Origin of the sequence: Streptomyces sp. D2-8, assembly GCF_023184515.1 — a bacterium.
Lineage (GTDB): Bacteria > Actinomycetota > Actinomycetes > Streptomycetales > Streptomycetaceae > Streptomyces.
The window spans coordinates 821,965-832,284 of the sequence record NZ_JAAHBP010000001.1; the positions used below are offsets into that span (position 1 = coordinate 821,965).

The window sequence follows — 10,320 nt, forward strand, 5'->3', positions numbered from 1 at the left end:
GGCCCCTTCTCGCCGTACGCGGGTGCGGGTCCGCGGGGGCGGGCGCGCAGTCCCGCTCAGCTGCGGGCAATCGGGGCCGACAGCCGTGCGTTGTCACACCTTGTCGCGCACCGGTGTTGTCGTGGTGGTGGTGCGGCCGGGGGCGAGGAACAGGGCCAGGGTCGGGATCAAGTACAGGAGCCATACCGCCACTTGAAGGGTGGTGGGGTCGGGCTGGAAGTTGAAGATGCCCTTCAGGAGCGTGCCGTACCAGCTGTCCGGGGGGATCGTGCCGGAGATGTCGAAGGCCTTGTCGGTGAGGCCGGGCAGGAAGTCGGCCTCCTGGACGTCGTGGAAGCCGTAGGCCAGGACGCCGGCCGCGACGACCACCAGCATGCCGCCGGTCCACGTGAAGAACTTCGCCAGGTTGATGCGCAGCGCGCCCCGGTAGAACAGCCAGCCCAGGAGGACCGCCGTCAGGAGGCCCAGGGCGACGCCGAGCAGGGGGCGGGGCGTGCCGTCGCTCGCCGCGTGGACCGAGGCCCAGACGAACAGGGCCGTCTCCAGGCCCTCGCGGCCCACCGCGAGGAACGCCGTCGCGACCAGCGCGCCCGTGCCCATCGCCAGCGCCGCGTCCAGCCTGCCGTGCAGCTCCGACTTGAGGTGGCGGGCCGTGCGGCGCATCCAGAACACCATCCACGTCACCAGGCCGACCGCGAGGATGGAGAGGGATCCGCCCAGGGCCTCCTGCGCCTGGAACGTCAGCTCCTGGGAGCCGAATTCGAGGGCGCAGCCGAAGCCGAGTGCGAGGGCGATCGCGACGGTTATGCCGGTCCAGATCGGCTTCAGGGCGTCCCTGCGGTCCGTCTTGACCAGGTAGGCGATGAGGATGCAGACGACCAGGCTCGCCTCCAGGCCCTCGCGCAGACCGATCAGGTAGTTGGAGAACACGGGCTCAGGCCTCCTTCGAGAACAGCGCCCGGCCCCACCAGTCGTCCTTGTCGCGGACGCCCGGCGGGACGGCGAAGAGCGCCGAACCCACGTGCTGGATGTACTCGTTGAGCGCGTCCGCGGCCAGGCTGCGCTGGATGGGGATGAAGCCCTTGCGGACGTCGCGCTGGTAGGCCAGGAAGAACAGGCCCGCGTCCAGGCGGCCGAGGCCGTCCGTGCCGTCGGTGAAGGAGTAGCCGCGGCGCAGGATCGTCGCCCCGTGGTTGGTGTCGGGGTGCGCGAGCCGGACGTGCGCGTCGGGCTTCATCGCCTTCAGGAACGGCTCGTCGCGCTCCTTGGCCTTGCCGACCGGGGCGCCCTCGCCCTTGTCGCGGCCGAAGATGTCCTCCTGCTCCTGCAGCGAGGTGCGGTCCCAGGTCTCGATGTGCATGCGGATGCGGCGGGCGACGAGGTAGGAACCGCCCCGCATCCAGGCCGGGTCGTCCTTCTCGCCGACCCAGACGAACTTCTTCAGGCGGTCCGTCTCCGTGCCCGCGATGTTGCGGGTGCCGTCCTTGAAGCCCATCAGGTTGCGCGGCGTCTGCGCCTCGGGCGTCGTCGACGACGTCTTGCCGAAGCCGAGCTGGGACCAGCGGATGACGACCTTGCCGAAGCCGATGCGGGCCAGGTTGCGCACCGCGTGGACCGCGACCTGGGGGTCGTCGGCGCAGGCCTGGATGCACAGGTCGCCGCCGCTGCGGTTCTTGTCCAGGTTGTCGCCCGCGAACTTCGGCAGGTCGACCAGGGCTTCCGGGCGGCGGTCCGCGAGGTCGAACTTCTCGAACAGGGACGGGCCGAAGCCGATCGTGAGGGTCAGGCGGGAGGGCTTCAGGCCCAGCGCCTCGCCCGTGTCGTCCGGGGGCGCCTCGGCCAGGCCGCCGTAGGCGCCCTCGCCGACGGCGTGCCCGGCCGTCATGCGCCGGGCGGCCTCCGTCCAGTCCTTCAGCAACCGGACGAAGGCGTCCCGGTCATCGGTCGTCACGTCGAACGCAGCGAAGTGCAGGCGGTCCTGCACCGGGGTGGCGATGCCCGCCTGGTGCGGGCCGTGGAAGGCGATCGCCGAGCCGGCCGGTTCGGTGTCGTCCTCGGTGCGGGCCATCGCCACCGCGCCGCCGGCCGCGGCCGCGCCGATCGCCAGGCCCGCGCCGCCCCAGCCGAGCAGCGAACGGCGGCTGGGAGAGGGGGAGTTGGTGTTTGTCATCGTGGCCCCCCGCTACTTCACAACGGCGGCGGCGAGCTTCGACAGCGGCTCCGCCAAGGCGTTGACCGCGTCCGAGAGCTCCTTGCGGTCGGTCTTGCCGACCCTGTCGTAGGAGGTGAAGTCGTACGACGTCGTGTTCGGGCGGTACCGGTCGAGCAGCTTGTCCAGGGCCGTGAACTGCTCGTCGAGTTCGGTGACGAGGACCGCGTCGTTCTCCTTCGCGACCGGCTTCAGCAGGTCGTACGACTTCTGCGCGCCCTCGACGTTGGCCTTGAAGTCGACCAGGTCGGTGTGCGAGTAGCGCTCCTCCTCGCCGGTGACCTTGCCGGTGGCGACCTCGTCGAGGAGTTCCTTGGCGCCGTTGGCCATGGAGGTGGGGGTGATCTCGGCCTTGCCGACCCGGGCCTGCCAGTCCTTCAGGTCCTTGATCAGCAGGTCGGCGAGGTCCTTCTCGCGGTCGCCGATCTTCTTGTCCTGCCACAGGGCCTTCTCCAGGCGGTGCCAGCCCGTCCAGTCGGTGGCCGGGTCCTGGCCGTCCTCCAGGCCGTCCTCGCGGACGTCGACCTTGGGGTCGATGTCGCCGAACGACTCGGCGACCGGCTCGGTGCGCTCCCAGCCGATGCGGGAGGGGGCGTACGCCTTCTTCGCCGCTTCGAGGTCGCCGTCCTTGACGGCCCGGGCGAACGCCTCGGCCTTCGGCAGCGTCTCGTCGGCCTGCTGCTGGACGTAGGCGCGGTAGGCCGCGACGGCCTTGTCCAGGCGCGGGTCGCGCTTGACGGCCTTGCCGCCGGTGGCCTTGACGGCCTGGCGGATGCCGTCGCCCTTCATGCCGGGCTTGCAGGCGATCTGGTAGTCGCCGGCCTTCACCTCGGCGGTGACCCGCTGCTTGGTGCCGGGGCCTATGTTCTCCCGCTCGGTGACCACGCGGTCGTCGGGGAAGAGGACGTAGACCTCGGTGACCTTGGAGCCCTTGTTCTCGACGGCCAGTTCGACGTGCCCGGCCGGGAACTCCTTCTTCGACACCTGGCACGTGTCGTCCGTCGCCGTCACGTTGATCACGTGGTCGCCGTCCTTGGCGTCGCTCTTCTCGGTGCAGCCGGTGACGGCGGCCAGGGCCGCCGCGGCGGCGAGGACGGCGGAAGCGGGGCGGGCGGGTCGCATGAAGGCTCCAGGAGAGAGGAAGGTGAGGCTCACCTAAGACGGCACATAAGGATGGCCCAAGTGGCCAAAAATCGCTGTCATGGTTGAGTCAAAGGAAGGTCAAAGGTGGTATCTCGGGATCTCGTGGATGCCCCACCTCGCCTGCGGTGCCTCGACCGTCCGGGCGATGTTTGAATGCACCACGTGACTGACTACGACGTGCTCCGCGTCTTCTGCGGGCCGAAGGGTGGGTACGGCAACGAGCTCGGTGTCGTGCGCGAGGGGTCCGTGATGCCCGAGCAGGGTGAGCGGCAGGCGTTCGCCGCGAAGGTCGGGTTCAGCGAGACCGTGTTCGTCGACGATCCCGAGCGCGGAGTGATCGACATCTACACCCCCACGCTACGGCTGCCCTTCGCCGGGCATCCCTGTGTCGGGGCGGCCTGGCTGCTCGACGTGCCCGAGCTGGTCACGCCCGCGGGGGTGACCGGCGCCCGGCAGGACGGGGAGTTCTGCTGGATCGAGGCGCGGGCGGAGTGGGTGCCGCCGCGGACGCTGCGGCAGTACGGCAGCGCCGCCGAGGTCGAGGACCTGGCCGTGCCGCCGCCGGGGGAGTGGATCTACGCCTGGGCGTGGGAGGACGAGCCCGCCGGGCGGATCCGGGCCCGGGCCTTCCCCGGCCGGGGTGACGGCATCGACGAGGACGAGGCGACCGGGGCCGCGGCCCTGCTGCTCACCGACCGGCTGGGTCGGGCCCTCAACATCACCCAGGGTGCGGGCTCCCAGATCCTGGCCGCACCCCAGCCGGGCGGATGGACCGAGGTCGGCGGACGGGTCCACCTGGAGCGCTGACCCGGCCGGAGCGCGTCCGTGCGGGTGGAACAGCGTGTGTGCGCGGCGGTGAACGGGGACCTCTGGGCGCGGCCAAGCACCACCGCGAGAGGATTCTCATGCGCATTCGTTCCGCTCTGGCCGTCGTCGCCCTGACCGCCGCCCTGTCCGCCACCGGTGCGGCGGCCGCCTCCGCCAACGACGACGGCTCGGAGTACCGCGACGGCCACCACGTGGCGTGCAGCCCGTACTTCGGTGAGCTCGAGGCCGAGACCGCCGAGATCGAGTGGGGCGGGGCCGTCTGCCACAACGGCCCGTTCGACATCTGAGCAGGACAGCCCCGGCTCTCTCCCGAGCCGAACCCGGGCCCCCTCGCCGCGTGCGAGGGGGCCCGTCCGTTCACGCCGTCAGGGGGAACTCCTCGCCCAGTGCCTCGAACATCGCGTTGTTCAGCTCGTACGCCCGCTTGCACTCGGCCACGATCCGCTGCCGCTCCAGCTCGTCACCGGGCACCGCGTCCAGCAGCTCGCAGTAGGTCCGCTTGAAGGCGGCCGGGTTGGGGATCTCCTCGAAGACGTAGAAGCGGACCCCGTCGCCCTTCTTCGGGAAACCCCACGTCTTCTCGGCCGTGTCGCGGATGATCTGCCCGCCGGAGAGGTCGCCGAGGTAGCGCGTGTAGTGGTGGGCGACGTACCCGGCCGGCCAGGTGCGGGCGCATGCCGTGATCCGGTCCGCGTACTCCAGGGTGGCCGGCAGCGCGCCGGCCGTCGTCCGCCAGCCGGGACCGCGCAGGTACTCCAGGTCACGCTCCAGCGCCGTCATGCGGAACAGCTCCGGACGGACGAAGGGACCGGCCACCGGGTCCGCGGCCAGATGCCGGGCGCCGGACTCCAGTGCGCCGTACACGAACCACAGCTGCTCCGTGTAGCGCGCGAACGCATCGACTCCCAGTTTGTGCCCCAGCAGGTCACCGATGAAGGTCGAGCCCCTGACCTGCTCGTGCTGCTCACGGGATGCGGTCCGAAGGAGCGTCGAAAAGGAATCCATGGCCACACTTTTCCCGACGACCTGTCGGCAAAAACCTCACTCCGAAAAGAGCGGCCCGCCCTCCGGGGAGAGCGGGCCGTTCCGCGGTGTGTGGGCCGGGGGGGCTAGGGCAGCGTGAGGATCTCCGCGCCCGTGTCCGTCACCACCAGCGTGTGCTCGAACTGGGCCGTCCGCTTCCGGTCCTTCGTGACGACCGTCCAGCCGTCGTCCCACGTGTCGTACTCGTGTGTGCCGAGCGTCAGCATCGGCTCGATCGTGAACGTCATGCCGGGCTGGATGACCGTCGTCGCGTGCGGGCTGTCGTAGTGCGGGATGATCAGGCCCGAGTGGAACGACGAGTTGATGCCGTGCCCGGTGAAGTCCCGGACCACTCCGTAGCCGAAGCGCTTGGCGTACGACTCGATGACCCGGCCGATGATGTTGATCTGCCGGCCCGGCTTGACCGCCTTGATCGCCCGGTCGAGGGACTCCCGGGTCCGCTCCACCAGCAGCCGCGACGGCTCGTCGACGTCACCCACCAGGTACGTGGCGTTGTTGTCGCCGTGCACCCCGCCGATGTACGCCGTCACGTCGAGATTGACGATGTCGCCGTCGCGCAGGACCGTCGAGTCCGGGATGCCGTGGCAGATGACCTCGTTGACGCTCGTGCAGAGCGACTTCGGGAAGCCGCGGTAGCCCAGGGTCGAGGGGTAGGCGCCGTGGTCGCACATGTACTCGTGCGCCGCCTTGTCCAGCTCGTCCGTGGTCACCCCGGGGGCGATCAGCTTCGCGGCCTCCGCCATCGCCCGGGCCGCGATCCGGCCGGCCAAGCGCATCGCCTCGATGGTCTCGGGCGTCTGCACCTCCGGTCCGGTGTACGGCGTCGGCGCGGGTTTGCCGACGTATTCGGGACGACGGATGTTTCCGGGCACGGAACGGGTGGGGGACAGCTCCCCTGGTACGAGCAGCGACTGGCCAGACATGCCAGCGAGTCTAACCAGCGGCCATGGGGGAACATGTCGATGGCGAGAGGAGCTGGTCATGGCCCTGTTCAAGAAGCGCACGGTCGGCAAGCCGGGTGAGTGGTACTACTGCCTGGAGCACAAGAAGGTCGAGGAGGGGCCGGAATGCCCCAACAAAGACCGGTTCGGGCCGTACGCCTCCCGTACGGAGGCCGAACACGCGATGGCGACCGCCCGCGAGCGCAACCTCCAGTGGGAGAACGACCCCAAGTGGCACGACGCCCCGGCGGGCGGCCGGGACGACGAGAACTGATCCCACCGACGCCCGGGGCCGCGGCCCCGGGCGTTCGTGATGTGCGGGGTGCCCCCGAGGTCGGCAGCGGGAGGCCCGACGTCACCAGCGGGCCGGTGGCGGTGCCGTCAGGTGTTCCGCCAGCCGCGCCACCCGGTCCCGGAGGCGACGCCGCCCCCGCGGGGCCGGCAGGGCGTTCTCCCCAGCCGCCGCGCTGACCAGGTGCTGCACCGTGTCGAGGTCCAGCTCCGAGCCGTCGGGGACGGCCAGGGCCTCGTGCGCCATGGACGGCAGCTCGCCCTGGCCGGGGCCGAGCGCCAGGACCGTCGCGCCGGCCCGACGCGCGTCGGACACCCGTTCCAGGAGCCGTGCGGCAGGCCCCTCCGGAGCGACCACCAGCAGCGTCTCGCCCCGCCGGGCCGCCTCCAGCCGTCCCAGACCGACCGCCAGATGCGCCGGATCCGAGGGGTGCGCGCCGTGCCGTACCAGCGTCGGGGCCAGCTCCGGCGTGCCCGACCAGGCGGCCTCGTCCACCAGGTGCGCGGCGAGATGCCACGGCTCGTACTCCGGCGTGCCGACGAGCAGCAGCCCGCCCCCGTGCGACACCACCGAGCCGCGCAGCGCCCCGGCGAACCGCCGCGTGGCCCCCAGCCACTCCGTCCCGGCGAGCACTTCCCGCAGCAGTGCGACCCGTACCGCATCCATGGGAACGCATCCTGCCCCAAACGGTCACTCGTGACGTGGAGTTCACCCCGCATTCGCCCGGCCTGGGGAGGCCGACCGCTCACCCGTACCGCCGTCGAACGACCGGAGGAACCCGCCGATGACCGAGACCGGCGTCCCCTTCCGCGCCGGGCAGGAGGGGTACGCCGGCTTCCGCACCCCCGCCGTCGTCGCCACCGGCGCCGGTGACCTGCTCGCCTTCTGCGAGGGGGGCGGCCGACCTGGGGGCCGTTCCAGGTCGCAACGGCGACGCCCTCGCCGGCAATCCCGCCCCGGCCGTCCTCGACACCGGCCGCGTCCTCCTCGTGCACGTGCGCAACGCGGCCCTCGCCACCGAGGACGCCATCCGGCGCGGCAAGGTGAGCGCGGCGGACGGGCGCCGCGTCCGGGTGCGGCACAGCGACGACGAGGGCCGCACCTGGTCGGCCCCGAAGGAGATCACCCAGGAGACCGAGCGGCCCGAGTGGCGCTGGTACGCCACCACCCCCAGCCACCCGATCCAGCTGACCTGAGCCGTAGGGGCGCCGCCGCGGTCGTAGAGTCGGGGCCATGACCTCTACCGACAGTGCTGCCACCGCCAACGCCCAGAAGGCACCCGCCAAGGACCCCTGGGACCTGCCCGACGTCTCCGGACTCGTGGTCGGGGTGCTCGGCGGGACCGGGCCGCAGGGCAAGGGCCTGGCCTACCGGCTCGCCAAGGCCGGCCAGAAGGTGATCATCGGCTCGCGTGCCGCCGACCGTGCCCAGGCAGCCGCCGAGGAGCTCGGCCACGGCGTCGAGGGCGCCGACAACGCCGAGACCGCGCGCCGCAGCGACATCGTGATCGTCGCCGTGCCGTGGGACGGCCACGGCAAGACCCTCGAATCCCTGCGCGAGGAACTGGCCGGCAAGCTCGTCGTCGACTGCGTCAACCCGCTCGGCTTCGACAAGAAGGGCGCCTACGCCCTCAAGCCGGAGGAGGGCAGCGCCGCCGAGCAGGCCGCCGCCCTGCTGCCGGACTCCCGGGTCACGGCCGCCTTCCACCACCTGTCGGCCGTGTTGCTCCAGGACCCGGAGATCGACGAGATCGACACCGACGTGATGGTGCTCGGAGAGGTCCGCGCGGATGTGGAGATCGTCCAGGCCCTGGCCGGCCGCATCCCCGGCATGCGCGGCATCTTCGCCGGGCGGCTGCGCAACGCCCACCAGGTGGAGTCGCTGGTGGCGAACCTGATCTCCGTGAACCGCCGGTACAAGGCGCACGCCGGGCTCCGCGTCACCGACGTGTGAGCCGGTGAGCTCCATGGGGGACACTGGACGGCACCAGCAGTGCCGCAGTGTCCCCTGACAGGAGTCACCCTCATGCCCCGCCTCGGCCTCTACGCTTTGATCGTCTGCGTCCTCTCGGTGGCCGCCGCCGTCGTCTCGTTCACGCGGGGCAGCTTCCTGGGGATCGTGTGGGTGCTGCTGGCGGGCCTGTCGTCCAACATGTGCTGGTACTACGTCAAGCGCGCCAGGCAGCAGAAGTCCGTCACCGGCTGATCCGCGCCCGTCAGGGGGCCGCCGAGCAGAACTCGTTCGAGCCCTGCCAGAAGCGGTACAGCTCCTGACCGCAGTACGTCTCGAAGTCGCTGATCCCGAGGGACTTCAGGATCGTGTCGACCACGTCGAAGAACACGCCGTTCACCGCCGGCAGCCACAGCAGCGCGAACACGAACAGCAGGCCGAACGGCGCGAACGGCTCCACCTGGCGCCGGATGCCGTACGACAGCCAGGGCTCGATCACGCCGTAGCCGTCCAGGCCCGGCACCGGCAGGAAGTTCAGCAGCGCGGCCGTCACCTGGAGCAGCGCGAGGAAGGCCAGGGCGAACCGGAAGTCGCTCGGCACGCCGTCCAGCGCGTCCAGCCAGAACGGGGCGGTGCAGACGACGGCGAACAGCACGTTCATCAGCGGTCCCGCCGCCGAGATCAGACTGTGCTTCCAGCGCCCCTGGATCCGCCCCCGCTCGATGAACACGGCACCGCCGGGCAGCCCGATCCCGCCCATGATCACGAAGATCACCGGGAGCACGATGCTGAGCAGCGCGTGTGTGTACTTCAGCGGGTTCAGGGTCAGATAGCCCTTCGCGCCGATCGAGATGTCGCCGCTGTGCAGGGCGGTACGCGCATGCGCGTACTCGTGGAGACACAGCGAGACGATCCACGCCGCCGTCACGAACAGGAACACGGCGACACCGGGCTGCTCGGCGAACCCGGTCCAGGTCGCCCAGCCCGTGACCGCCGTCACGGCGACGATCCCGACGAACACGGGACTGATCCGCCGCTCGCTGTGGCGGGTGATGGCGGTGGTCATGGGGCTCCCTGCACTCATCGACACGGGGTGGGACGGCCCGACGGTACCGGGCGCAGGTGAAAAACGTCTCGCGCGGGGTGGTCGGTTCCGGGGAGGGTGGGGGCATGGGGCTGTGGCACGTGTACTACGAGGACTGGCAGATGGAGTGCTGCGGCACGCCGTTCTCGGTGGGGGACGAGGTGAGCTGGCCGCTGCTGCTCCTGGACTCGGACACCGTGCTCGGCGGCGGCTGGCACGACCAGCTCACCAAGGTCGCCGGGCCGGTGGAGGACGTGGGCGGCGTGCGGATGGTGCGGGAGGAGACGGGCCTGCCGGTGGCCCTGGGGGCGGACCCGGACGCCGAGGAGGACCGGCGCCCGGAGCCGGGGGAGCGGACCCGGGCGGTCGGGCTGCTGTCCGTCGAGCGACACGGCGCCGAGTGGCCCGAGGCCGGCGGCCGGGTGCGGGCCGTACAGGTGCTGACCCAGGCCTGGGCCGAGACCGCGCCCGGATCGCGCTCCTACGAGCCGGTGGCGGGCAAGCGCGGGCTGCGGGCGGTGGAGCGCTGCCCGCGATGGTTCACCGAGACCGAGGGGGAGCGGGCCGCTGACGGGCGGGGACGGCGCTCACGCGAGTCCGGCGTGGTGGTGACCCTGGACGTGCCGGGCACGGACTCCCGGCTCTCCCACGCCGTACGCGAGGCCCGGGGCATCCCGGAGCAGGGCGCGGAGCCCGGCGCGGAGACCCGGGGCATCGGGGCGGCGGACCTGGCGGCCCTCCTGGAGACGCTGAGCACGGCGACACCCCCGCGGCGACGGGCCCGGCGCCGCCACGCGGGTGCGTGAACGGCCCCGCGATGACCCCGACA

At 71.4% G+C, this 10,320-nt stretch carries 13 protein-coding genes and 1 pseudogene; 7 read left to right on the top strand and 7 right to left on the bottom strand.

The annotated features are described in order from the left end of the window. Positions 1-93: 93 nt before the first annotated feature. From efeU to efeO, 3 genes are read right to left on the bottom strand one after another with little or no spacing between them, the layout of a single operon-like run. Entirely contained in the window at positions 94-930 is an 837-nt protein-coding gene (efeU, locus tag G3I77_RS03670) for an iron uptake transporter permease EfeU (protein WP_248501024.1), read from the bottom strand. A 4-nt stretch (positions 931-934) separates the two neighbouring features. Further along, positions 935-2,170, bottom strand: a complete 1,236-nt coding sequence (gene efeB, locus G3I77_RS03675; RefSeq protein WP_248501026.1) for an iron uptake transporter deferrochelatase/peroxidase subunit — start codon at positions 2,168-2,170, stop codon at positions 935-937. 12 nt (positions 2,171-2,182) lie between these two features. Continuing rightward, entirely contained in the window at positions 2,183-3,331 is a 1,149-nt protein-coding gene (gene efeO, locus G3I77_RS03680; protein WP_248501028.1) for an iron uptake system protein EfeO, read from the bottom strand. A 183-nt stretch (positions 3,332-3,514) separates the two neighbouring features. On the opposite strand from efeO, the gene G3I77_RS03685 reads away from it, so the two are divergent. Next, positions 3,515-4,159, top strand: a complete 645-nt coding sequence (locus G3I77_RS03685; RefSeq protein WP_248501029.1) for a PhzF family phenazine biosynthesis protein — start codon at positions 3,515-3,517, stop codon at positions 4,157-4,159. 98 nt (positions 4,160-4,257) lie between these two features. Continuing rightward, positions 4,258-4,467, top strand: coding sequence for a hypothetical protein (locus G3I77_RS03690; protein ID WP_248501031.1), 210 nt, complete (start codon positions 4,258-4,260; stop codon positions 4,465-4,467). A gap of 70 nt (positions 4,468-4,537) precedes the next feature. Here G3I77_RS03690 and G3I77_RS03695 read toward each other — a convergent pair whose 3' ends face one another. Continuing rightward, positions 4,538-5,185 (bottom strand): heme oxygenase (biliverdin-producing), encoded by a 648-nt coding sequence (locus tag G3I77_RS03695; RefSeq protein ID WP_248501032.1) that lies wholly within the window; start codon positions 5,183-5,185, stop codon positions 4,538-4,540. Between the two features lie 104 nt (positions 5,186-5,289). Continuing rightward, a complete protein-coding gene (map, locus tag G3I77_RS03700) occupies positions 5,290-6,147 on the bottom strand; it encodes a type I methionyl aminopeptidase (protein ID WP_248501034.1) in 858 nt (285 codons plus the stop codon). A 58-nt stretch (positions 6,148-6,205) separates the two neighbouring features. Between map and G3I77_RS03705 the strand changes: the two genes are divergently transcribed. After that, positions 6,206-6,439, top strand: a complete 234-nt coding sequence (locus G3I77_RS03705; RefSeq protein WP_248501035.1) for a hypothetical protein — start codon at positions 6,206-6,208, stop codon at positions 6,437-6,439. Positions 6,440-6,520: 81 nt separating this feature from the next. Here G3I77_RS03705 and G3I77_RS03710 read toward each other — a convergent pair whose 3' ends face one another. Then, positions 6,521-7,123: a hypothetical protein gene (locus G3I77_RS03710; protein WP_248501037.1), complete on the bottom strand. Its 603-nt coding sequence runs from the start codon at positions 7,121-7,123 to the stop codon at positions 6,521-6,523. A 118-nt stretch (positions 7,124-7,241) separates the two neighbouring features. Between G3I77_RS03710 and G3I77_RS03715 the strand changes: the two are divergent. From G3I77_RS03715 to G3I77_RS03725, 3 genes and pseudogenes are all read left to right on the top strand, one after another. Next, a pseudogene (locus G3I77_RS03715) lies at positions 7,242-7,650 on the top strand (exo-alpha-sialidase); the annotation flags it as partial. A gap of 40 nt (positions 7,651-7,690) precedes the next feature. Next, entirely contained in the window at positions 7,691-8,410 is a 720-nt protein-coding gene (gene npdG / locus G3I77_RS03720; protein ID WP_248501039.1) for an NADPH-dependent F420 reductase, read from the top strand. Positions 8,411-8,482: 72 nt separating this feature from the next. Further along, positions 8,483-8,662, top strand: coding sequence for a hypothetical protein (locus tag G3I77_RS03725; protein WP_031111070.1), 180 nt, complete (start codon positions 8,483-8,485; stop codon positions 8,660-8,662). A gap of 10 nt (positions 8,663-8,672) precedes the next feature. Here G3I77_RS03725 and G3I77_RS03730 read toward each other — a convergent pair whose 3' ends face one another. Beyond that, the gene (locus tag G3I77_RS03730; protein ID WP_248501041.1) at positions 8,673-9,473 is read right to left on the bottom strand and encodes a site-2 protease family protein; all 801 of its coding nucleotides are present in this window, start codon (positions 9,471-9,473) and stop codon (positions 8,673-8,675) included. A gap of 104 nt (positions 9,474-9,577) precedes the next feature. Here G3I77_RS03730 and G3I77_RS03735 point away from each other — a divergent pair, with 104 nt between their 5' ends. Then, positions 9,578-10,297, top strand: a complete 720-nt coding sequence (locus G3I77_RS03735; RefSeq protein WP_248501043.1) for a DUF6578 domain-containing protein — start codon at positions 9,578-9,580, stop codon at positions 10,295-10,297. The last annotated feature ends 23 nt before the right edge of the window (positions 10,298-10,320 follow it).